14 protein-coding genes are annotated in these 23,395 nt (G+C 71.5%); 10 read left to right on the plus strand and 4 right to left on the minus strand.

The window, feature by feature from the left end:
* Positions 1-189 precede the first annotated feature (189 nt).
* The 3 genes from AC07C1_RS29950 to AC07C1_RS29960 all read left to right on the plus strand — a co-directional run bounded on the left by AC07C1_RS29950 (position 190) and on the right by AC07C1_RS29960 (position 6,417).
* Positions 190-393: a hypothetical protein gene (locus tag AC07C1_RS29950; protein WP_067004905.1), complete on the plus strand. Its 204-nt coding sequence runs from the start codon at positions 190-192 to the stop codon at positions 391-393.
* Positions 394-656: 263 nt separating this feature from the next.
* Positions 657-4,772 (plus strand): AAA family ATPase, encoded by a 4,116-nt coding sequence (locus AC07C1_RS29955; RefSeq protein WP_478944000.1) that lies wholly within the window; start codon positions 657-659, stop codon positions 4,770-4,772.
* 226 nt (positions 4,773-4,998) lie between these two features.
* Complete coding sequence (locus tag AC07C1_RS29960; protein ID WP_478944002.1) at positions 4,999-6,417, plus strand: sugar porter family MFS transporter; 1,419 nt, start codon at positions 4,999-5,001, stop codon at positions 6,415-6,417.
* 308 nt (positions 6,418-6,725) lie between these two features.
* Here AC07C1_RS29960 and AC07C1_RS29965 read toward each other — a convergent pair whose 3' ends face one another.
* Positions 6,726-7,697, minus strand: coding sequence for an LLM class flavin-dependent oxidoreductase (locus AC07C1_RS29965; RefSeq protein ID WP_478944004.1), 972 nt, complete (start codon positions 7,695-7,697; stop codon positions 6,726-6,728).
* 155 nt (positions 7,698-7,852) lie between these two features.
* Positions 7,853-9,304, minus strand: coding sequence for a cytosine permease (locus AC07C1_RS29970; RefSeq protein WP_478944006.1), 1,452 nt, complete (start codon positions 9,302-9,304; stop codon positions 7,853-7,855).
* A gap of 170 nt (positions 9,305-9,474) precedes the next feature.
* Here AC07C1_RS29970 and ftsY point away from each other — a divergent pair, with 170 nt between their 5' ends.
* Positions 9,475-10,686 (plus strand): signal recognition particle-docking protein FtsY, encoded by a 1,212-nt coding sequence (ftsY, locus tag AC07C1_RS29975; RefSeq protein ID WP_478944008.1) that lies wholly within the window; start codon positions 9,475-9,477, stop codon positions 10,684-10,686.
* 250 nt (positions 10,687-10,936) lie between these two features.
* Here the strand turns inward: ftsY and AC07C1_RS29980 are convergent, their stop codons facing one another.
* Positions 10,937-11,593, minus strand: a complete 657-nt coding sequence (locus AC07C1_RS29980) for a bifunctional DNA primase/polymerase (protein WP_478944010.1) — start codon at positions 11,591-11,593, stop codon at positions 10,937-10,939.
* Positions 11,594-12,051: 458 nt separating this feature from the next.
* On the opposite strand from AC07C1_RS29980, the gene nsdA reads away from it, so the two are divergent.
* From nsdA to ftsH, 6 genes are all read left to right on the plus strand, one after another.
* The gene (gene nsdA / locus AC07C1_RS29985; protein WP_478944012.1) at positions 12,052-13,530 is read left to right on the plus strand and encodes a transcriptional repressor NsdA; all 1,479 of its coding nucleotides are present in this window, start codon (positions 12,052-12,054) and stop codon (positions 13,528-13,530) included.
* Positions 13,531-13,890: 360 nt separating this feature from the next.
* A complete protein-coding gene (locus AC07C1_RS29990; protein ID WP_478944014.1) occupies positions 13,891-15,234 on the plus strand; it encodes an ammonium transporter in 1,344 nt (447 codons plus the stop codon).
* Positions 15,231-15,569, plus strand: coding sequence for a P-II family nitrogen regulator (locus tag AC07C1_RS29995; RefSeq protein WP_121786690.1), 339 nt, complete (start codon positions 15,231-15,233; stop codon positions 15,567-15,569). The genes AC07C1_RS29990 and AC07C1_RS29995 overlap by 4 nt, the downstream gene beginning before the upstream one ends.
* A 26-nt stretch (positions 15,570-15,595) precedes the next feature.
* Positions 15,596-18,046 (plus strand): [protein-PII] uridylyltransferase, encoded by a 2,451-nt coding sequence (locus tag AC07C1_RS30000; RefSeq protein ID WP_478944016.1) that lies wholly within the window; start codon positions 15,596-15,598, stop codon positions 18,044-18,046.
* A gap of 216 nt (positions 18,047-18,262) precedes the next feature.
* Complete coding sequence (gene ffh / locus AC07C1_RS30005; RefSeq protein WP_478944018.1) at positions 18,263-19,813, plus strand: signal recognition particle protein; 1,551 nt, start codon at positions 18,263-18,265, stop codon at positions 19,811-19,813.
* Positions 19,814-19,914: 101 nt separating this feature from the next.
* Positions 19,915-21,852 (plus strand): ATP-dependent zinc metalloprotease FtsH, encoded by a 1,938-nt coding sequence (gene ftsH / locus AC07C1_RS30010; RefSeq protein WP_478944020.1) that lies wholly within the window; start codon positions 19,915-19,917, stop codon positions 21,850-21,852.
* A 354-nt stretch (positions 21,853-22,206) separates the two neighbouring features.
* On the opposite strand, the gene AC07C1_RS30015 is transcribed toward ftsH, so the two are convergent.
* Positions 22,207-23,082 carry an SAM-dependent methyltransferase gene (locus AC07C1_RS30015; RefSeq protein WP_478944022.1) on the minus strand — a complete coding sequence of 292 codons (876 nt, stop codon included), beginning with the start codon at positions 23,080-23,082 and terminating at the stop codon, positions 22,207-22,209.
* Positions 23,083-23,395: the final 313 nt, after the last annotated feature.

Below are 23,395 nucleotides of genomic sequence, written 5' to 3' on the forward strand. Positions count from 1 at the left end.
GCCCGCCAATACGGGGCGTGATCGTGTTGACCGTCAAACTTTTTGGTGAGACGCTGAAAGCCCCGCGCACCTTAGCTGTTTGGCATGGAGCAACAACAGAGCAACACCCGGATGTGCCAAGCACGCGGGTGCGAATCCCTCACGACCCAACCGCATCGGTCGGTCACTCATTGTGGAGGACCATCCATCATGGCAAAGGCGCTTCTCGGTTACGTCGGCGGCTCCGACCCTCGACTCCTCGCCGAGATGCGACGGCTGCAGCAGCGTGTGCAGGACCTGGAATCCGAACTCGGACGCATCCAGGCGGAGAACGACGCGCTGACGGCTGCCGCCTCTCAGGACAGGATCATGGAGAGCATCGACGCACACCAGGCGGAGCCTGCGCTCACCTGATCACTGCATCGCTCCACGACAGCAGTCACGCAGTGGTCGGGCTGCCGTATCAACCGCTCAGTTGATTGGACGGCTGGGACCCAGTCGTCAGATTTGCAAGGGACGCTTCGGCGTCCCTTCTTTCTTCCCCCCGCGTCTTTCGCTCCCCCGCGCATCCTTTCACTTCCTTTAACGTCTGGTGTGCCCTGCATGTTCAAGCGTGAAACCGTGGGGTTGCGAGTGTCCGTGGAGTGAGATACCGGCGGCGGGTAGAGTCCAGCGGCGTGCACCTCAAGGCCCTGACCCTCCGTGGCTTCAAGTCGTTCGCCTCGGCGACCACGCTCCGGTTCGAACCGGGCATCACGTGCGTCGTCGGACCGAACGGCTCGGGCAAGTCCAACGTCGTGGACGCGCTCAGCTGGGTCATGGGCGAACAGGGCGCCAAGTCCCTGCGCGGCGGAAAGATGGAGGACGTCATCTTCGCCGGCACCACCGGGCGTCCACCGCTCGGCCGGGCCGAGGTGTCCCTCACCATCGACAACTCCGACGGCGCCCTGCCCATCGAGTACGCCGAGGTCACCATCACGCGGATCATGTTCCGCAACGGCGGCAGCGAGTACCAGATCAACGGCGACACCTGCCGCCTCCTCGACATCCAGGAACTCCTCTCCGACTCCGGCATCGGCCGCGAGATGCACGTGATCGTCGGCCAGGGCCAGCTCGACTCCGTCCTGCACGCCGACCCCATGGGCCGCCGCGCCTTCATCGAAGAGGCCGCGGGAGTGCTGAAGCACCGCAAGCGCAAGGAGAAGGCGCTCAGGAAGCTGGACGCGATGCAGGCCAACCTCGCGCGCGTGCAGGACCTCACCGACGAACTGCGCCGCCAGCTCAAGCCGCTGGGCCGCCAGGCGGCGGTGGCCAGGAGGGCCGCCGTCATCCAGGCGGACCTCCGTGACGCCCGCCTGCGGCTCCTCGCCGACGACCTCGTACGCCTGCGCGACGCCCTCACGGCAGAGATCGCCGACGAGGCGGCCCTGAAGGAACGCAAGGACACCGCCGAGCGGGAGCTGAAGAAGGCACTCCAGCGCGAGGCCCTGCTGGAGGACGAGGTACGGCAGCTCACGCCCCGGCTGCAGCGCGCCCAGCAGACCTGGTACGAGCTGTCCCAGCTGGCCGAGCGCGTCCGCGGCACCGTCTCGCTGGCCGACGCCCGGGTGAAGAGCGCCACCTCCGCGCCCGCCGAGGAGCGGCGCGGCCGGGACCCCGAGGACCTGGAGCGCGAGGCCGCCCGTGTCCGTGAGCAGGAGGCCGAGCTGGAGGCGGCCCTGGAGGCGGCCGAGCACGCCCTGGACGACACCGTCGCCCACCGGGCCGAGCTGGAGCGCGAACTGGCCGTGGAGGAACGGCGGCTGAAGGACGTCGCCCGTGCCATCGCCGATCGCCGCGAGGGTCTGGCCCGGCTGTCCGGGCAGGTCAACGCGGCCCGCTCGCGCGCGGCCTCCGCCCAGGCCGAGATCGACCGGCTGGCCGTGGCCCGCGACGAGGCCCAGGAGCGCGCGGTCCGCGCCCAGGAGGAGTACGAGACGCTGAAGGCCGAGGTCGACGGCCTCGACGCCGACGACGCGGACCTGGCCGAGCGGCACGAGACGGCCAAACGGCAGCTCGACGAGGCGGAGACCGCCCTGACCGCGGCCCGCGAGGCGGTCACCGCGGCCGAGCGCAGGCGCGCCGCGACCCAGGCCCGCCACGAGGCGCTGGCGCTCGGCCTCCGCCGCAAGGACGGCACCGGCATACTGCTCGGCGCCCGGGACCGCCTCACCGGCGTCCTCGGCCCGGCCGCGGAACTGCTGACGGTCACCCCGGGCCACGAGGTCGCGCTGGCCGCGGCCTTCGGCGCGGCGGCGGACGCGATCGCCGTGACGACACCGGCGTCGGCGGCCGAGGCGATCAGGCTGCTGCGCAAGCAGGACGGCGGCCGGGCGGCCCTGCTGCTCGCGGGGGCACCGGAGGCACCGGGGGAAGGGGTGCCGACCGGCGGGCCGGGCGGGAGGACAACGAACAACGGCGAGCCGGCTGCCGCCAGTGGTGCTGGTGATGCCGGTGGTGCCGGTGGTGCGAGTGGTGCCGGTTCCGGCGGTGCGCTGACCGGTGGTGCGCTGAGAGGGAATGGGTCGGCCGGTGGTGTCGGTCCCGGCGGTGCGTCGCTCGGCAGTGCGCCGTCCGGCGGTGCGTCGCCCGGCGGTGCGTCGGCTGGTGGTGGTGTCGGTTCCGGCGGTGCGTCGCTCGGCGATGGGGCGGCTGGTGGTGTCGGTTCCGGCGGTGCGTCGCTCGGCAGCGCGCCGACCGGCAGTGCATCGCCCGGCGGTGCGCCGATCAGCGGAGCGCCGACCGACGGTACGTCGCCCGGCAGCGCGTTGGTCAAGGGTGTCCCGGCCTGCCGTGCGTCGGCCGACGGGGACGCATCCGGTTCCGTTGGCCGGGCGGCGGCCGAGCGTGCCGGTGATTCTGTGGGCGTTCCGGCGCACGGCACGCCGGGTGGCACCGTCGGCGCGCGGGCGAGCGGTACGGGCGGCGTACCGCGCGCACCCCGCCCCGGCGGGCTCCTCTTCGCCGCCGACCTCGTGCGCGGCCCCGCCGAGCTGATGCCCGCCGTGCGGCGGCTGCTGCGCGGGATCGTCGTCGTGGGGACGCTGGAGGACGCCGAGGACCTGGTCTACGGCCACCCGGAGCTGACCGCGGTGACCGCCGAAGGGGATCTGCTCGGGGCCCATTTCGCACACGGTGGATCCGCCGGGGCGCCCAGCCTGCTGGAGGTGCAGGCCTCCGTGGACGAGGCCGCCGCCGAACTGGCCGGACTGGCGGTGCGCTGTGCGGAACTGGCCGAGGAACAGGGCGCGGCGGCCGAGCGGCGTACACGGGCGGCCACCCTCGTCGAGGAACTGGGGGAGCGGCGCCGGGCCGCCGACCGGGAGAAGTCGGCCGTGGCCCAGCAGCTCGGGCGGCTCGCCGGGCAGGCGCGGGGCGCCGCCGGGGAGGCCGAGCGGTCCGCGGCGGCTGCCGCACGTGCGCAGGAGGCGCTGGAGAAGGCCGTACAGGAGGCCGAGGAGCTGGCCGAGCGGCTGGCTGTCGCCGAGGAGACGCCGGTCGAGGAGGAGCCGGACACCTCGGTGCGGGACCGGCTCGCCGCCGACGGTGCCAACGCCCGGCAGACCGAGATGGAGGCGCGGCTCCAGGTCCGCACCCACGAGGAGCGGGTCAAGGGGCTCGCCGGGCGGGCCGACTCGCTCGACCGGGCCGCCCGCGCCGAACGTGAGGCACGCGCGCGTGCCGAGCAGCGCCGGGCCCGGCTGCGGCACGAGGCGTCCGTCGCGGAGGCCGTCGCCTCCGGCGCCCGCCAGTTGCTCGCGCATGTCGAGGTCTCCCTCGCGCGGGCCGAGCGGGAGCGCGCCGCCGCCGAGGCCGCCAAGGCGCGACGGGAACATGAGCTGACCGCCGGGCGCGCGGCCGGACGTGAACTCAAGGCCGAACTGGACAAGTTGACGGATTCGGTCCATCGAGGCGAGGTACTCGGCGCCGAGAAGCGGTTGCGGATCGAGCAGCTGGAGACCAAGGCGCTGGAGGAGCTGGGTGTCGAACCGGCGGGACTGGTGGCGGAGTACGGGCCGCATCAGCTCGTGCCGCCCTCGCTCCCCGCCGACGGCGAGGTGCTGCCCGAGGATCCCGGGCACCCGCGCAACCAGCCGAGACCCTTCGCGCGCGGCGAGCAGGAGAAGCGGCTCAAGGCGGCCGAGCGGGCGTACCAGCAGCTGGGCAAGGTCAACCCGCTGGCGCTGGAGGAGTTCGCCGCGCTGGAGGAGCGGCACAAGTTCCTCAGCGAGCAGCTGGAGGATCTGAAGAAGACCCGCGCCGACCTGCTTCAGGTGGTGAAGGAGGTCGACGAGCGTGTCGAGCAGGTCTTCACCGAGGCCTTCCGGGACACGGCCCGGGAGTTCGAGGGTGTCTTCAGCCGCCTCTTCCCCGGTGGCGAGGGGCGCCTGCTGCTGACCGACCCCGACAACATGCTCACCACGGGTGTGGACGTGGAGGCGCGGCCGCCGGGCAAGAAGGTCAAGCGGCTCTCCCTGCTGTCGGGTGGTGAACGGTCGCTGACGGCCGTCGCGCTGCTGGTGTCGATCTTCAAGGCCCGGCCGAGCCCGTTCTACGTCATGGACGAGGTCGAGGCCGCCCTCGACGACACCAACCTCCAGCGGCTGATCCGGATCATGCAGGAGCTGCAGGAGGCCTCGCAGCTGATCGTGATCACGCACCAGAAACGCACGATGGAGGTCGCCGACGCGCTGTACGGCGTGTCCATGCAGGGCGACGGTGTGTCGAAGGTCATCTCTCAGCGGCTTCGGTAGCGCGCCGACAAGATCAAACTAACTCTACGTTCACTACTTGAACGTAGAGAGCCGTCACGCATGTAAAAACTCATAGCTGTTGAACTATTGACTTCGAAACTTGAAGGCATAGTCTCTGCAACGTTACTTTTACCTTCAGGTGTAAGTGGAGTGAACCCGTGCCCCACTGGATACCTGTAAGGGCTCACCCCCACCGGCAGCGTTGCCGTGGCCCGAGGAGATTCACGTGACCAGCACAGCGCAGGCACCTCAGTCAGGAGCCAGGACGACCCATCCCGAACATCTCGGGCACGTCATCTTCATCGCGGCGGCCGCCGCCATGGGCGGTTTCCTGTTCGGCTACGACAGCTCCGTCATCAACGGTGCCGTCGAAGCCATCCGTGGCCGCTACGACATCGGCTCCGCGGCCCTCGCTCAGGTCATCGCGATCGCCCTGATCGGCTGTGCCATCGGTGCCGCCACGGCCGGTCGCATAGCCGACCGGATCGGCCGCATCCGCTGTATGCAGATCGCCGCCGTCCTCTTCACCATCAGCGCCGTCGGCTCCGCGCTGCCCTTCGCGCTGTGGGACCTCGCCTTCTGGCGCATCGTCGGCGGCTTCGCCATCGGCATGGCCTCCGTCATCGGCCCCGCCTACATCGCCGAGGTCGCCCCGCCCGCCTACCGCGGCCGTCTCGGCTCCTTCCAGCAGGCCGCGATCGTCGTCGGCATCGCCATCTCCCAGCTGGTCAACTGGGGCCTGCTGAACGCCGCCGGCGGCGAGCAGCGCGGCAAGCTGATGGGCCTCGAGGCCTGGCAGGTCATGCTCGGCGTGATGGTCATCCCGGCCGTCCTGTACGGCCTGCTCTCCTTCGCGATCCCCGAGTCCCCGCGCTTCCTGATCTCCGTCGGCAAGCACGAGCGCGCCCGCGGGATCCTCGCCGAGGTCGAGGGCAAGGACGTCGACCTGGACGCCCGCGTCGCCGAGATCGAGCACGCGATGAGGAGCGAGCACAAGTCCACGTTCAAGGACCTGCTCGGCGGCGGCTTCTTCTTCAAGCCGATCGTCTGGGTCGGTATCGGCCTGTCGGTCTTCCAGCAGTTCGTCGGCATCAACGTCGCGTTCTACTACTCCTCGACGCTGTGGCAGTCGGTCGGTGTCGACCCGGCGGACTCGTTCTTCTACTCCTTCACGACGTCGATCATCAACATCGTCGGCACCGTGATCGCGATGATCTTCGTGGACCGCGTCGGCCGCAAGCCGCTCGCCCTCATCGGCTCCGTCGGCATGGTCATCGGCCTCGCGCTGGAAGCCTGGGCGTTCAGCTACGACCTGGTCGACGGCAAGCTGCCGGCCACTCAGGGCTGGGTCGCCCTGATCGCCGCGCACTTCTTCGTCCTCTTCTTCGCCCTCTCCTGGGGCGTGGTCGTCTGGGTCTTCCTCGGTGAGATGTTCCCGAACAAGATCCGCGCCGCCGCGCTGGGTGTCGCCGCCTCCGCGCAGTGGATCGCCAACTGGGCCATCACCGCGAGCTTCCCGTCGCTGGCCGACTGGAACCTCTCCGGCACCTACGTGATCTACACGGTCTTCGCCGCGCTCTCCATCCCGTTCGTGCTCAAGTTCGTCAAGGAGACGAAGGGCAAGACGCTGGAGGAGATGGGCTGAGCCTCGTAGCGAGGCACCTGAACCCGAGGAGAAGGGCCAAGTCCCCGCTGCCCCTCTCCTCGCACCGTCCGCCGCCCCCGGCCCGGCCACTGCCCGGACCGGGGGCGGCGGTGTCGTACGCGCGGTTCGCGAGACGAGGACGCGGGCGCCGAGTCACTGGGCACGCAGGGTCGCCGCCCCTACGGTGTCCCGTCGGCCGGTGATCCCGTCCGGGTGCACGCCGACCGCCGGTCCTGCCGAGGGCGCCCGCGGCAGGCCGTACCCGGACCCGAACCGTACCCCGCCGCTGACGCGCTCCGGTCGTCCGCTCAGCCCGCCAGCTCCGGCACCACCCGCTCCGCGAACAACCGCAGGCTCCGCCACCCCTCCTCCACCGGCATCCCACCCGCCAGCGGATGCAGCACGAGGCTGTCCCCGCCCTGCGCCACGCACTGCTGCGGAGTGAGGATCCGGTACACGCCCTCCGCGCGCAGCTCCTCCACCGTGGTGGCCGCCGACCGCACCGCCGAGCGGATCCCGCCCGACTGCCAGGAGGCGTACGTCCGCGCCTCGTGCAGGAAATGCTCGCCGTACTGTGCCCACGCCCGGTCCGGGTCCTCGGCGAGGTGCAGCAGCGGGATCTCGGCGGCCGGCATCATGACCCAGCCCTCGGTGCCGAACTCGGTGAGCTTCTCCTTGTAGTACGCCTCCAGCTCCGGCAGATGCGCGCTCGGGAAGAACGGCAGACCGAGCCGCGCGGCCCGGCGGGCGGCGGCCTTCGAGGAGCCGCCGACCAGCAGCAGGGGGTGCGGATCGGTGAACGGCCGCGGGGTGAGCCGTACCCTGCGGCCCCGGTGCTCGAACTCCGCGCCGGACCAGGCCTTCAGCAGCGTCTCCAGCAGCTCGTCCTGGAGCCGGCCGCGCCGCCCGAAGTCGACGCCGAACAGGGCGTACTCCTCGGGCCGGTAACCGACCCCGGCCACCGTCACCAGCCGTCCGCCGCTCAGCAGATCCAGTACGGCGATGTCCTCGGCCAGGCGCAGCGGGTCGTGCAGCGGGCCGATCGCCGCCGAGACGGTCACGGCGATGCGCCCGGTCGCCCCGAACACCGCCCCGGCGAAGACGAACGGCGACGGCAGCCAGTTGTTCTCCGCGCCGTGGTGCTCCTCCGTCTGCACGGTGCTGATCCCGCGCTCGTCCGCGTACGCGGCCATCTCCAGGGCGGCCCGGTAGCGGGCGGAGAGGGCGGCGGGGCCCGCTCCGGGAGCGACGAGGTTGAAACGTACGACCGTGACGGGCATGGGAAAGTCCCCCTCCGGTGCGGTGCGTGGAGGGGGACGGTAGCTGACGTGGCGTCAGATTGCTATGACGGGTGGAGACCCGGGACCGCTGTGCCCGCCTGCGTTTCCGGGCGAGCGCGGCCCCGCACAACAGCGGCCTGTCCGGCTGACGCCCGTCAGGCGCCGACGCTCGCGGGCTCCTCGGCGGCCTGGGGCGTCCGCGCCGGGGCCGCCACCGCGGGCTTCGGCAGCGCCAGGTACAGCAGACCCGAGATCACGATCGTCGCGACCCAGCCGAGGCCGTACTCGCCGATGACGTTGTTCTTCGCGAGGGGGCCGGTGAACCAGTCCGAGGTGGTGAACATCAGGCCCGAGAGCAGGCCGACCGCCCAGGCGGCCACGGCCGCGGGGGAGAAGCCGCCCCGGTACCAGTAGGCGCTGGTGCGGGTGGTGTCGGCCATGGCCCGGCCGTCGTACTCCGGGCGGCGCAGCATGTCCGCGCCGAAGACGCCGACCCAGGCGGAGAAGGCGACCGCCAGCAGGGACAGGAAGGCGATGAAGGAGCCCATGAAGCTCGTCGCCACCAGCATCAGCACCCCGCCGAAGATCAGCGAGATCACGGCGTTGACCGAGACCGCCCAGTGGCGCGGCACCTTGAAGCCGAGGGTCTGCGCGGTGAAGCCCGCCGAGTACATCGACATCGAGTTGATCAGCAGCATGCCGATGAGCGCGATGCACAGGTACGGCACCGCGAGCCACGTCGGCAGGATCTCACCGAGGAAGGACACCGGGTCGGTCGCCGAGGCCAGGTCCGGCGTGGACACCGCCATCACCGCGCCCATCAGCACCATCGGCAGGACGACGACACCGGCACCGCCCACCGCCGTGCCGACGATCGCCCTGGACGAGGCCGTGCGCGGCAGGTAGCGGGTGAAGTCCGGGGCGGACGGGATCCAGCTGACGCCGCCGGCCGCGATCATGCCGATGCCGGTGATCACCGCGGCCGTGGAGCCGGCGCCGTGGTCCAGCACCTTCGACCAGTCGGTGTTCGCCACAAGGTAGGCCAGGACCAGCACCGAGAAGACGCCGAAGAGGTAGGTCGCGTACTTGTTGCACTTCTGCACGGCGTTGATGCCGAGCCCGGAGATGGCGAACGTCGCGACGACGAACAGCAGCAGCATCACCATGTCGAGCACGCTGTTCGCCTTGAGGCCGAACAGCATGTCCAGGAGGGTGAGCATCGCGTAGGCGCCGGTCACCGCGTTGATCGTCTCCCAGCCCCAGCGGGCGACCCAGATCAGCGAACCGGGCAGCAGATTGCCCCGCTGCCCGAAGACCGCGCGCGACAGCGCCATGCCGGGCGCGCCGCCCCGCTTGCCGGCGATGCCGATCAGCCCGACCAGGCCGTACGACACGAGCGGCGCGGCCACCGCGACGACGAGCGCCTGCCAGATGTTCAGGTGGTACGCCACGACGAGGCTCGCGCCCATCGTCAGCAGCAGCACGCTGATGTTCGCGCCGACCCAGGTGGGGAACAGCTCACGTGTCTTCGCGGTGCGCTCGTGGTCGGGGACCTGCTCGATGCCTCGGGTCTCGAGAGCGCCTTCGGTCTCGACGGTATTGCTCATGAAAGAGGTGCCAGACATGGGGGGACAGGGGGACGTCGGGACTCTACGCGCGTCAACCGATGCTTCACCATCGTACTTTGCTCCGACTCCTTGCTTTACGCGCTGTTTGTCTCTCGGAGGAAGTCACAAACAGGCTCTCGCCGTAACCCATGACTGATACTGGACGAGTTATGGAAACCGTCATCCTTGCTGTAGTCATCGCCGTGGTCGTGCTCGGTGCGCTCGGCGGGCTCATCGTCGGCAGCCGGCGCCGGAAGCCGCTGCCCCCGCCGCCCCCCGCAGCGCCCGACATCACCGCGCCCCCGGCCGAGCCGCACGTCGGCGACGAGGCCGAGACGCCGCGCGACGAACCGCGCCGGACGATCGAGGAGGTGGATCTCCCGGGCGGCCCCGCACCGGTCGTCGTGGAGGAGCCGCCCGCCGAGCCCGATCTCGTGGCCCCCGAGATCGAGATCCCGGAGCCCACCGCGGGCCGGCTGGTCCGGCTGCGCGCCCGCCTGTCCCGTTCGCAGAACGCCCTCGGCCAGGGCCTGCTCACGCTGCTCTCCCGCGAGCACCTCGACGAGGACACCTGGGAGGAGATCGAGGACACGCTGCTCACCGCCGACGTCGGCGTGCTGCCCACCCAGGAACTGGTCGAGCGGCTGCGCGAGCGCGTGAAGGTGCTCGGCACCCGCACCCCGGAGGAGCTGCGCGGCCTGCTGCGCGAAGAGCTGCTCAAGCTGATCGGCACCGACGTCGACCGCACGGTGAAGACCGAGCCCGAGGACCGCAAGCCCGGCATCGTGATGGTCGTCGGCGTCAACGGCACCGGCAAGACCACCACCACCGGCAAGCTCGCCCGGGTGCTGGTGGCCGACGGCCGCAGTGTCGTGCTCGGCGCCGCCGACACCTTCCGGGCCGCCGCCGCCGACCAGCTGCAGACCTGGGGTGAGCGCGTCGGCGCCTACACCGTGCGCGGGCCCGAGGCCGGCGACCCCGCCTCCGTCGCCTTCGACGCGGTCAAAGAAGGCAAAGAGATGGGGGTCGACGTCGTCCTCATCGACACCGCCGGCCGTCTGCACACCAAGACCGGCCTCATGGACGAGCTGGGCAAGGTCAAGCGCGTCGTCGAGAAGCACGCGCCGCTGGACGAGGTGCTGCTCGTCCTGGACGCCACCACCGGTCAGAACGGTCTGGTGCAGGCCAGGGTGTTCGCCGAGGTCGTGGACATCACCGGCATCGTGCTGACCAAGCTGGACGGTACGGCCAAGGGCGGCATCGTCATCGCGGTCCAGCGCGAGCTGGGTGTGCCGGTCAAGCTGGTCGGGCTCGGCGAGGGCGCGGACGATCTCGCGCCGTTCGAGCCGGAGGCGTTCGTGGATGCCCTTGTCGGTGGCTGACCACCTCCGGATGTCCGGAGGTGCCCCGGCACCCGGGAACGTTCCCGGGTGCTCCCGAAGCGGCGCCCGTCCCCACGATGCGGTCGGGGGCGGGCGCCGGCTCTTTCGGCGGCGTTACGTGCGCGACCGATGGGCGACGTACGCCAGCGGTCGGGGGCGGGCGCCGGTTCCTTCGGGCGGTGTTACGTGCGCGACCGATGGGCGACGTACGCCAGCGGTCGGGGACGGGCGCCGGTTCCTTCGGGCGGTGTTACGTGCGCGACCGATGGGCGACGTACGCCAGCGTCCCGAGCAGCAGCCGCGCCGCCGGAGGCCTGGTCGCGCAGTCCAGCGCGGGCGGGCGCAGCCAGCGCACCGGGCCGAGGCCGCCCCGGTCGGAGGGCGGCGCGGTGATGTACGTACCCGGGCCGAGGCCGTGCAGGTCCAGTGCGCAAGGGTCGTCCCAGCCCGTGCGGTAGAGCAGCCGGGGGAGTTCGGCGGCGGCGCCGGGGCCGACGAAGAAGTGGGCGCGGCCGTCCGGGGTCGCGGTCACCGGGCCGAGGGGGAGGCCCATGCGCTCCAGGCGGACCAGGGCGTGGCGTCCGGCGGCCTCGGAGACCTCGATGACGTCGAACGCCCTGCCGACCGGGAGCATCGCCGCGGCGCCCGGGAACTCGGACCAGGCCTTGGTCACCTCGTCCAGCGTGGCCCCGGCCGGTACCCGGGGCGCGAAGTCCAGCGGATGGGCGCCCGGCGCCGGGCAGTCGGCGTGCCCGCACGAGCAGGCGCCCGCCGCGGCCCGGGCCCCCGGCACCACGTCCCAGCCCCACAGCCCGGTGAACTCGGCGACGGCGGTGCACTCCGACGAACGGCCGCGCCGACGTGTGCCGGAGCGGATCTCGCGCATGCCGCCGATCGTGAAGCCCATGCCCCCTCCAACGGGTCCGGCGCGCCGGTGGTTACGACGCGGAACGAGACGGTAGCGGAACGTAACGCTACGGCTCCGCCTGCCCGCGGCGCCGCGAGGCCAAGGCGGCGCATCGAAGCGCATCGGGTGGCGCACCGAGGGACACGCGCCCCAACGTGCATCACTCCGCCCACTCGCCAACCGTCCTGTGTCAAGTGAATCGCGCCGAGGTCACCGGGAGTTCATTCGAAGGGGTGGCGAATGGTGGCGATTCCGGGATCCCCGTGGCTGAGGCGGTGATCGTAGGATTACTGTGAGTGTGCGAGTCCTGGGGGCACATGCACCCATGGGTATGCCGCAGGCAAGTCGTCAGTTCGTTCGGAGAGTGAGAACCGGCGGACGGGAGGCCGTATTTACCGGCATTCTGATAGGGCTTGGCGCACTCGGCGACAAGTGGTCTCAGGGATGGGGGCGTTCCAGTGGGCGGCAATGGCGGTAGCGGGACGAACGCTGACAAGCGCCCCAACGAGCTGCTCGGCTCGTGGTTCGTGCGCAGCGGCTGGTCCAAGGGCGAGCTGGCCCGCCAAGTGAACCGCAGGGCCCGCCAGTTGGGCGCCAACCACATCTCCACCGACACCTCGCGCGTACGGCGCTGGCTGGACGGGGAGAACCCGCGCGAGCCGATCCCGCGCATCCTCTCGGAGCTGTTCTCCGAACGCTTCGGCTGTGTGGTCTCCGTCGAGGACCTCGGCCTGCGCGCCGCCCGCCAGTCGCCCTCCGCGTCCGGCGTCGACCTGCCCTGGACGGGCCCCCAGGCGGTCGCCCTGCTCAGCGAGTTCTCGCGCAGCGACCTGATGCTCGCCCGCCGCGGCTTCCTCGGCACCTCGCTCGCGCTGTCCGCGGGCCCCTCCCTCATCGAGCCCATGCAGCGCTGGCTCGTCCCCAGCCCCGCCTCCCCGGTCCCGCCCGACCCGGAGTCCCTCCTCGACTCCCGCAGGCCGGGCCGGCTGTCCAGGCCCGAGCTGGAGCTGCTGGAGTCCACCACGCGGATGTTCCGCCAGTGGGACGCCCAGTGCGGCGGCGGTCTGCGCCGCAAGGCGGTCGTCGGCCAGCTGCACGAGGTCACCGACCTCCTGCAGGAACCCCAGCCCGAGGCCACCGCCCGCAAACTCTTCAAGGTCGCCGCCGAACTCGCCGAACTGGCCGGCTGGATGTCGTACGACGTCGGCCTCCAGCCCACCGCGCAGAAGTACTTCGTGCTCGCCCTGCACGCGGCCAAGGAGGCCGGCGACAAGCCGCTCGGCTCCTACGTCCTGTCCAGCATGAGCCGCCAGATGATCCACCTCGGCCGGCCCGACGACGCCCTGGAGCTGATCCACCTCGCCCAGTACGGCAGCCGCGACTGCGCGAGCCCGCGCACCCAGTCCATGCTGTATGCGATGGAGGCCCGCGCCTACGCCAACATGGGCCAGCCCGGCAAGACCAAGCGCGCGGTCCGCATGGCCGAGGACACCTTCGCCGAGGCCGACGAGTGGGACGAGCCGGACCCCGACTGGATCCGCTTCTTCTCCGAGGCCGAGCTGTTCGCGGAGAACTCGCACTCCTACCGCGACCTCGCCTACGTCGCCGGCCGCAGCCCCACCTACGCCTCACTGGCCCAGCCGCTGATGGAGCGGGCCGTGGAGCTGTTCGCCAAGGACAGCGAGCACCAGCGGTCGTACGCGCTGAACCTGATCGGCATGGCCACCGTGCATCTGCTGCGGCGCGAGCCCGAGGAGAGCACGGCGTACGCCTCCAAGGCCATGGAGATCGCCAAGAAGGTGCGCTCCGAGCGGGTGAACACGCGTATCCGGAAGACGGTCGACACGGCCGTACGCGACTTCGGCGATCTCGCGGCCGTCGTCGGCCTCACCGATCAGCTCGCCGTGGACCTGCCCGAGACCGCCGAGGCGGTCTGACCGGCCCGGCCCACCCATGCCCCGGCCGCGGCCGGTCCTCCCGAACTGCCCGACTCGGCTCCCCCACGCCAGGTCATCGAGAGGCCCGCCGCGGCCGGTCCCTTTGTGCGCCTGGACCGGTGCCGCTCGCGCGGACCCGGTCACCGGTTGCGTCACGATAACGATCGGCGCGCCGGACATCAGGCGGTTCATGGACGCGTAACACACAAGGCGCCTTCGTCACCCGGGCGAAACAACGAGGGGCTTCCACCGAAACCGCGCTGCGCCAATCTCATGGCGCATAACCGGCCCACCCCTCAACCGACCGGACCGCTCAGGCACCGCCCGCACGGGGCCGTACCAATCGACGAGGAGACGCCGATGGCACCTGCCATCACGCTTGCCGCGGAGGCACCGAAACTGTCCTCCGCGAACACAGGCTTCATGCTCATCTGTTCCGCCCTGGTGCTGGTCATGACCCCGGGCCTGGCCTTCTTCTACGGAGGCATGGTCCGCGTCAAGAGCACCCTGAACATGCTGATGATGAGCTTCATCAGCATGGGCATCGTGACCATATTGTGGGTGCTCTACGGCTTCTCCCTCGCCTTCGGCACGAACAACAGCCTCATCGGCTGGAACCCCGACTGGTTCGGGCTCAGCAACGTCGGGCTGACGGAGCTGTGGGACGGCTACACCATCCCGATCTTCGTCTTCATGGTCTTCCAGCTGATGTTCGCCATCATCACGCCGGCCCTGATCAGCGGCGCCCTCGCGGACCGCGTCAAGTTCTCCGCGTGGTCGCTCTTCGTCGTCCTGTGGGCCACGATCGTCTACGTCCCGGTCGCACACTGGGTCTGGGGCGCCGACGGCTGGGCGTACAAGCTCGGCGTGATCGACTTCGCCGGCGGTACCGCGGTCCACATCAACGCCGGTGCGGCCGCCCTCGGTGTCATCCTCGTCATCGGCAAGCGGGTCGGCTTCAAGAAGGACCCGATGCGCCCGCACAGCCTCCCGCTGGTCATGCTCGGTGCCGGTCTGCTGTGGTTCGGCTGGTTCGGCTTCAACGCCGGCTCGTGGCTCGGCAACGACGACGGCGTCGGCGCGCTGATGTTCGTGAACACGCAGGTCGCGACGGCCGCTGCCATGCTGGCCTGGCTCGCCTACGAGAAGATCCGGCACGGCGCGTTCACCACGCTGGGCGCCGCCTCCGGCGCGGTCGCCGGTCTGGTCGCCATCACCCCGTCCGGTGGCGCGGTCTCCCCGCTCGGCGCGATCGCCGTCGGCGCCATCGCCGGTGTCGCCTGCGCCGCGGCCGTGGGCCTGAAGTTCAGGTTCGGCTACGACGACTCGCTCGACGTCGTCGGCGTCCACATGGTCGGCGGCATCATCGGCTCCCTGCTCATCGGCTTCTTCGCCACGGGCAAGGGCCAGTCCGCCGCCACGGGCGTCTTCTACGGCGACCACAGCTTCGACCAGCTGTGGAAGCAGTGCGCCGGTGTCTTCGCGGTCCTCGCCTACTCCCTGATCGTCTCCGCGGTCCTCGCGTTCCTGCTCGACAAGACCATCGGGATGCGCGTCACCGAGGATGAAGAGGTGTCGGGCATCGACCAGGCCGAGCACGCCGAGACCGCATACGACTTCAGCGGCGCCGGCGGCGGCGTCATCGGCTCCGCCGCGGCCGTCTCCTCCCTGGCCGCCACGCAGACCAAGAAGGTGGACGCATGAAGCTCATCACCGCCGTCGTCAAGCCCCACCGGCTGGACGAGATCAAGGAGGCCCTGCAGGCCTTCGGCGTCCACGGGCTGACGGTCACCGAGGCCAGCGGCTACGGTCGGCAGCGGGGCCACACCGAGGTCTACCGCGGCGCCGAGTACACCGTCGACCTGGTTCCCAAGATCCGCATCGAGGTGCTGGCCGAGGACGACGACGCCGAGGAGTTGATCGAGGTCGTCGTCAAGGCGGCCCGGACCGGCAAGATCGGTGACGGCAAGGTCTGGTCCCTGCCGGTCGAGACGGCCGTACGGGTCCGCACCGGCGAGCGCGGCCCGGACGCGCTCTGACACGGCAGAGAGACAGGAGTCGCTGGGTGACGGGTACGGATGTGCGGAAAGAAGCGGATGACTCGGGACCCAGCGGCTACGCGGCGGCCCGGCTGCGCCTCCTCTCGGAGGGGGCGCGGTCCGGGCCGCCGCGCCGTGCCGCCCTCGCCGAACTGACCGACGACTGGCTGACCGGACTCTTCACGGCGGCGGCCGGCGGTCTCAAGGGCGTCTCGCTGGTCGCCGTCGGCGGCTACGGCCGCGGCGAGCTGTCCCCGCGCAGCGACCTCGACCTCCTGCTGCTGCACGACGGCTCCGACCCCGGCGCGGTCGCCGCCCTCGCCGACCGCCTCTGGTACCCGGTCTGGGACCTCGGTATCGCCCTGGACCACTCCGTGCGCACCCCGGCAGAAGCCACGAAGACGGCCGGCGAGGATCTGAAGGTCCAGCTCGGCCTCCTGGATGCCCGCCACCTCACCGGCGACCTCGGCCTCACCGCGGGTCTGCGCACCGCCGTCCTCGCCGACTGGCGCAACCAGGCCCCCAAACGGCTCCCCGAACTCCAGGCGCTCTGTGCCGACCGCGCCGAACGGCAGGGCGAGCTGCAGTACCTGCTGGAGCCCGATCTCAAGGAGGCCCGCGGCGGCCTCCGCGACGCCACCGCCCTGCGCGCCGTCGCCGCCTCCTGGCTGGCCGACGCCCCGCGCGAGGGCCTCGCCGACGCCCGCCGGCGCCTGCTCGACGTCCGTGACGCGCTCCATCTGGCCACCGGCCGCGCGACCGACCGCCTGGCCCTGCAGGAACAGGACCAGGTCGCGGCCGAGCTGGGCCTGCTGGACGCCGACACCCTGCTGCGGCAGGTGTACGAGGCGGCGCGCTTGATCTCGTACGCCAGTGACGTCACCTGGCGGGAGGTGGGGCGCGTGCTGCGTTCGCGCGCCGTCCGCCCGCGCCTGCGCGCCATGCTGGGTGGCGGCAAGCCGGTCACCGAACGCTCCCCGCTCGCCGAGGGCGTGGTGGAGCAGGACGGGGAGGCGGTGCTCGCGCGCGCCGCGCGCCCCGAGCGTGACCCCGTGCTTCCGCTGCGCGCCGCCGCCGCCGCGGCGCAAGCCGGCCTTCCGCTCTCCCTGCACGCCGTACGGCGCATGGCCACCACCGCGCGCCCCCTGCCCACGCCCTGGCCCGCCGAGGCCCGCGAGCAGCTGGTGACCCTCCTCGGATCCGGCCGCCCGACCATCGACGTCTGGGAGGCCCTGGAGGCGGAGGGCCTGATCAGCCGCCTGCTGCCCGACTGGGAGCGGGTCCGTTGCCGCCCGCAGCGCAACGCCGTCCACGTCTGGACCGTGGACCGGCACCTGATCGAGACAGCCGCCCGCGCCTCCGAGCTGACCCGCCGGGTCAGCCGCCCCGACCTGCTCCTCGTCGCCGCCCTGCTGCACGACATCGGCAAGGGCTGGCCCGGCGACCACTCCGTGGCCGGCGAGATCATCGCCAAGGACGTGGCCACGCGGATCGGCTTCGACCGCGCCGACGTGGGCGTGCTCTCGACCCTCGTACGGCATCACCTGCTGCTGATCGAGACGGCCACCCGGCGCGACCTGGACGACCCGGCCACCGTCCGCTCGGTGGCCGAGGCGGTCGGCACCCAGAGCACCCTGGAGCTGCTGCACGCCCTGACGGAGGCCGACGCGCTCGCGACCGGCCCCGCCGCCTGGTCCTCCTGGCGCGGCTCGCTCGTCGCCGACCTGGTACGACGCGTCTGTGCCGTCCTCGCCGGCGACGCCCCCGACGAGCCCGAGCCCGCCGCGCCCACGGCCGAGCAGGAACGCCTCGCCATCGAGGCATTCCGCACCGGCGGCCCGGTCCTCTCCCTGCGCGCGCAGACCGAACCGGTCACCGGCGAGGAGCCCTCCGGCGAACCGGAACCCCTCGGCGTCGAACTGCTCATCGCCGTACCCGACCAGCCCGGCGTGCTGCCGGCGGTCGCCGGTGTCCTCGCCGTGCACCGCCTCACCGTCCGCACCGCGGAGCTGCGCGCCCTGCACCTGCCCGACGACGTCGACGACGGCTCGGTGCTGCTGCTGAACTGGCGGGTGGCCGCCGAGTACGGCTCCCTGCCCCAGGCGGCCCGCCTCCGGGCCGACCTCGTCCGCGCCCTGGACGGCTCCCTGGACATCGCGGGCCGCCTCGCCGAACGGGACGCGGCCTACCCCCGCCGTCGCGGCTGGGTCGCCCCGCCGGCCCGGGTGACGGTCGCCCCGGCGGCCTCCCACCACGCCACGGTGATCGAGGTCCGCGCCCAGGACGCCCCGGGCCTGCTGCACCGCATCGGGACGGCACTGGACAAGGCCGGGGTTCGGGTGCGCAGCATGCACGTCAGTACGCTCGGTTCGAACGCGGTCGACGCCTTCTACGTCACGACCGGCGCGGGCGCGCCCCTGCCGGGCGAGGACGCGGCCTCCATGGCCCGGGCGCTGGAAGAGACGTTGCGGGCGTGACCTCGGGGCGCTCGCGCCCGTTGGCCCGGCGTCGTACGCGCGCACGCGCGGATGATTGCGGGACGTCCCGCCCAGACCGGCACGGGCGCCGTGCGATCCCGTAGCGGCGGGGGTGGTCCCGCTCGCCGAATGCGGCGGGCGGGAACCGTTGCCTTGCCGGGCCAGATACCCTGGAAGACGCTCCGACTGCCCCCGACTCCGAGGACCGACGCCGCCGTGTTCGATACTCTCTCCGATCGCCTCTCAGCGACATTCAAGAATTTGCGCGGCAAGGGGCGCCTGAGCGAGGCGGACATCGACGCCACCGCACGCGAGATCCGTATCGCGCTCCTCGAAGCCGACGTGGCCCTGCCGGTCGTCCGCTCGTTCATCAAGAACCTCAAGGAGCGCTCGCTCGGCGCCGAGGTCTCCAAGGCCCTCAACCCGGCCCAGCAGGTCCTCAAGATCGTCAATGAGGAACTGGTCACCATCCTCGGCGGCGAGACCCGGCGGCTCCGCTTCGCCAAGCAGCCCCCCACCGTGATCATGCTCGCGGGTCTGCAGGGTGCCGGTAAGACCACCCTCGCCGGAAAGCTCGGCCGGTGGCTGAAGGAGCAGGGCCACTCGCCGCTCCTGGTCGCCGCCGACCTCCAGCGCCCCAACGCCGTCAACCAGCTCAGCGTCGTCGCCGAGCGCGCCGGTGTCGCCGTCTACGCCCCGGAGCCGGGCAACGGCGTCGGCGACCCGGTGAAGGTCGCCAAGGACTCCATCGACCACGCCAGGTCCAAGGTGCACGACATCGTGATCGTGGACACCGCCGGCCGCCTCGGCATCGACCAGGAGATGATGCAGCAGGCCGCGGACATCCGCGACGCCGTCTCCCCGGACGAGATCCTGTTCGTCGTCGACGCGATGATCGGTCAGGACGCGGTCAACACCGCCGAGGCCTTCCGCGACGGCGTCGGCTTCGACGGCGTGGTGCTCTCCAAGCTCGACGGTGACGCCCGCGGTGGTGCGGCCCTGTCCATCCGGCAGATCACCGGCAAGCCGATCATGTTCGCGTCGAACGGCGAGAAGCTGGACGACTTCGACGCGTTCCACCCGGACCGGATGGCTTCCCGCATCCTCGACATGGGTGACCTCCTCACCCTGATCGAGCAGGCGGAGAAGACCTTCAGCCAGGAAGAGGCCCAGAAAATGGCCTCGAAGCTGGCGTCCAAGAAGGGCCAGGACTTCACCCTGGACGACTTCCTGTCCCAGATGGAGCAGGTCCGCAAGATGGGCTCCATCTCCAAGCTGCTCGGCATGCTCCCGGGCATGGGGCAGATCAAGGACCAGATCAACAACCTGGACGAGCGGGACGTCGACCGCACCGCCGCGATCATCAAGTCGATGACCCCGGCCGAGCGCCAGGACCCGACGATCATCAACGGCTCCCGCCGCGCCCGTATCGCCAAGGGTTCCGGTGTCGAGGTCAGCGCGGTGAAGAACCTCGTGGAGCGGTTCTTCGACGCCCGCAAGATGATGTCCCGCATGGCGCAGGGCGGCGGAATGCCGGGCATGCCGGGGATCCCGGGCATGGGCGGCGGCCCCGGCCGGGCCAAGAAGCAGCCGAAGAAGGCCAAGGGCAAGCAGCGCTCCGGCAACCCGATGAAGCGCAAGCAGCAGGAGCTGGAGGACGCCCAGCGCCGCGAGGCCGCCGCCCAGGGCGGCGGCGCCTTCGGGCTGCCGCAGCAGGGCGGCCAGGACTTCGAGCTGCCGGACGAGTTCAAGAAGTTCATGGGCTGACGCGTACGGAAGCCGTACGTCACCCGAGGGGCGCCCCCTTCCCGGGAAGGGGGCGCCCCTCACCGTGTGCCGTGTGCCGTGATGTGCCGTAACGTCCATGTATGAGCAATGCGGCGCCCCCACGCAAGGCCCCTGACCAGCCGTGGCGCGCCGAGGGCACCCCTGACGAAGCGCCCCGGCGGACGGGTGGAAGGATCCGCGGCGGAAAGTGGTGGGGCCTGCTCGTCACCGCGGTGATCGTCTTCCTGCTGGCCTACATCGGACTGAACTATCTCGGCAGGGGCAACGAGCCGACGATCTCGTACACGGAGTTCAGCAGGCAGGTCGGTGGCGGCAACGTCGCCAAGATCTACTCCAAGGGTGACGCGATCCAGGGCCAGCTCAAGAGCCCGCGCGCCGATCCGGAGGGCGGCGGCGACTACACCAGGTTCAAGACGCAGCGCCCCGCCTTCGCGGACGACAGGCTGTGGCAGAACCTGAGCAGTCACGGGGTCACGGTGACCGCGCGGCCGGTCGTGCAGGAGCGGAGCCTCCTGTCCAATCTGCTGATCTCCCTGATCCCGATCGCGGTCCTGGTCGTGGTGTGGATCTTCTTCGCACGGCGGATCGGGTCGGCTCTGCCCGGCGCGGGAGGCCTGTTCGGCCGCAGGGCGCCGCCCAAGCCGGTCGGGCTGCGGCCGGGCACCGAGCGCACGACCTTCGCGGATGTGGCCGGCATCGACGAGGTCAAGGGCGAACTCGACGATGTCGTCGACTTTCTGGAGCACCCCGACGTCTACCGCAGGATGGGTGCGAAGCTGCCCCGCGGTGTGCTGCTCGCGGGGCCGCCCGGCACCGGCAAGACCCTGCTCGCACGGGCGGTCGCGGGCGAGGCCGGTGTGCCGTTCTTCTCGGCGTCGGCGTCCGAGTTCATCGAGATGATCGTCGGCGTCGGTGCGTCCCGCGTCCGCGAGCTGTTCGCCGAGGCCCGGAAGGTGGCACCGTCGATCGTCTTCATCGACGAGATCGACACCATCGGCCGGGCGCGCGGCGGCGGCGCCTCGATGAGCGGGCACGACGAGCGGGAACAGACGCTGAACCAGATCCTCACGGAGATGGACGGCTTCTCGGGCTCGGAGGGCGTGATCGTCATCGCGGCGACGAACCGCGCCGACATCCTGGATCCCGCCCTGACCCGCCCCGGCCGCTTCGACCGGGTGGTCAGTGTGGCCCCGCCGGACCGTGGCGGCCGCGAGTCGATCCTGCGGATCCACACCCGGGAGATACCGCTCGCCGCCGACGTGGACCTGGCCCAGCTGGCCGGCGTGACTCCCGGCATGACGGGCGCGGATCTGGCCAACCTCGCCAACGAGGCCGCCCTGCTCGCCGTCAAGCGCAAGCAGGACCAGGTGACCGTCGCGGACATGTCCGAGGCCCTGGAGAAGGTCCAGCTGGGAGCCGAACGCACGCTCGTGATGCCCGAGGAGGACCGCCGGCGCACCGCGTACCACGAGAGCGGCCACGCTCTCCTCGGCATGCTGCAGCCCGGCGCCGACCCCGTTCGCAAGATCACCATCGTGCCGCGCGGCCGGGCGCTCGGGGTGACGTTGTCCACGCCCGAGGTGGAGCGGTACGCGCACTCCGAGGCGTACCTGCGCGGTCGCATCATCGGCGCCCTGGGCGGCATGGCCGCGGAAGAGGTCGTCTACGGCGTCGTCACCACGGGCGCGGAGAACGACCTCGAACAGGTCACCAACATCGCGCGCGGGATGGTGGCCCGCTGGGGCATGAGCGAGCGCGTCGGCCGGCTGTCCGCCCTCCCGAGCGACGCCCAGCAGGCCTACGGGCTCTCCGCCGCCCCGCAGACCCTCGACGTGATCGACGCCGAGATGCGCCGGATCGTGGACGAGTGCTACGAGGAGGCGTGCCGCAAACTCCGGGACCACCGCGGCCGGCTGGACGCCCTCGCGCAGGCACTGCTGGAGAACGAGAAGCTGGAGGAGGCGGACGCGTACCGGATCGCCGGGATCACGCGTCTGGCCAAGGGCAGCGAGGCTTAGGGCACGCGGACGGTGAGGCTGACGTTCCGGGCACGCGGGTCAGGGCACGCGCGCGGTGGGGCCGCTGCCCGGGCACGCGCGCGTGAGGCTGCATTCAGGCCACGCGGACCGTGAGGCTGACGGTCCGGGCACGCGAGTGATGAGGCGGACGCTCAGGGCACGCGCGTGTGAGGCAGGCGCTCGGGCCACGCGGAGCGTGAGGCGGACGCTCGGGCCACGCGGACCGTGAGGCGGGCGCTCGGGCCACGCGGAGCGTGAGGCGGGCGCTCGGGCCACGCGGACCGTGAGGCGGGCGCTCGGGCCACGCGGACCGTGAGGCTGACGCCCCGGGCACGCGGGTGATGAGGCGGACGCTCAGGGCACGCGGGCGATGAGGTAGCGGAAGACGTTCGGCATCCACACGGTCCCGTCCTGGCGCCGGTGGGGGTGCAGGGCCTCGGTCAGCTCCTTGTCGACCTGCTTGGCGTCGGTCGCCGCGATCGCCGCGTCGAACAGGCCGGTCGAGAGCAGTCCGCGTACGGCGCTGTCGAGGTCGGCGTACCCGAACGGGCAGGCGACCCGACCCGAACCGTCCGGCTTCAGCCCGGCCCGCTCGGCGACCTCCTCCAGGTCGTCCCGCCGGGCCGGCCGCCAGCTGCGCGCGCTGCGTAAAGGATCGGCCAGTTTGGTGGCCACCCGCAGCACCGACGAGGTGGCGCAGCGCTCCGGCGGGCCCCAGCCGGCCAGCACCACGGCGGCCCCGCGCCCGGCCAGTGGCAGCGCGGCCGCCAGCTGCCCGCCGAGTCCCTCGGAGTCGCCCGCGAGGCAGCCGATCGGCTCGAAGACCGTCACCAGGGTGTACGCGGCCGTCTCCGCGTCGGCCGCGTCCCCCGGCGCGCCCTCGACGAGTTCCACGGCCGTACGCGCGCGCGTGCCCCGGCCGCCGTGTCTGCCGCGCGAGGCGTCCGGCAGCAGGCGCTCACGCGCGAGGGCGAGCCGTTCCGGTGAGGAGTCGACGCCGGTCACCGCGGCCCCTCGGGAGGCACCCATCAGCAGGGCGAGCCCGGAACCGCAGCGCAGGCCCAGCAGCCGGGTGGCAGTGCCCACGTCGAGCCGCTCGTAGACCGCGTCGTAGAGCGGGACCAGCATCCGCTCCTGGATCTCCGACCAGTCACGCGCGCGTGCGCACAGGTCCACGCGGGGTGCGGAATCCGCGTGCGACCGGTGCTGTCGCACGAGCGTAGGTGTCATAGGTAAGCGCCCCAATCCGCCGACAGTTCGCCGCCGTGCCCGGTTGCGTGGCCCCCGTGCCGTGCGCGCGCACTTCCCACGTATGCCAGGTAACTCCCGGCTCGCGGCTCCGTCCAGGGGTCGTGGGGCCCGGCTTGCGGTCCGGGCGCGAGTGTGGCGAGATTTCACATCCCGGCAATCCGGGTGGCCCTACGGTGTCCGCTCCGGGGCGAGGAGGGCCGGAACCGGGGGCCGCGGGCGCACACAGTAACGTCACGACCGTCACGGACGCTGACCAAGGTGGGGCTCCGCGCCGAAAGCGGCCGAAAGACCT

Source organism: Streptomyces sp. NPDC045022 (genome assembly GCF_056432605.1).

What these genes read in the sequence shown, in the direction of transcription:
- ftsY (WP_478944008.1), top strand. Translation starts at nt 9,475, where the DNA reads ATGGAAACCGTCATCCTTGCTGTAGTCATCGCCGTGGTCGTGCTCGGT.
- AC07C1_RS29970 (WP_478944006.1), bottom strand. Translation starts at nt 9,304, where the DNA reads ATGAGCAATACCGTCGAGACCGAAGGCGCTCTCGAGACCCGAGGCATC.
- AC07C1_RS29980 (WP_478944010.1), bottom strand. Translation starts at nt 11,593, where the DNA reads ATGGGCTTCACGATCGGCGGCATGCGCGAGATCCGCTCCGGCACACGT.
- AC07C1_RS29965 (WP_478944004.1), bottom strand. Translation starts at nt 7,697, where the DNA reads ATGCCCGTCACGGTCGTACGTTTCAACCTCGTCGCTCCCGGAGCGGGC.
- AC07C1_RS29950 (WP_067004905.1), top strand. Translation starts at nt 190, where the DNA reads ATGGCAAAGGCGCTTCTCGGTTACGTCGGCGGCTCCGACCCTCGACTC.
- AC07C1_RS29990 (WP_478944014.1), top strand. Translation starts at nt 13,891, where the DNA reads ATGGCACCTGCCATCACGCTTGCCGCGGAGGCACCGAAACTGTCCTCC.
- AC07C1_RS30015 (WP_478944022.1), bottom strand. Translation starts at nt 23,082, where the DNA reads ATGACACCTACGCTCGTGCGACAGCACCGGTCGCACGCGGATTCCGCA.
- ftsH (WP_478944020.1), top strand. Translation starts at nt 19,915, where the DNA reads ATGAGCAATGCGGCGCCCCCACGCAAGGCCCCTGACCAGCCGTGGCGC.
- AC07C1_RS29995 (WP_121786690.1), top strand. Translation starts at nt 15,231, where the DNA reads ATGAAGCTCATCACCGCCGTCGTCAAGCCCCACCGGCTGGACGAGATC.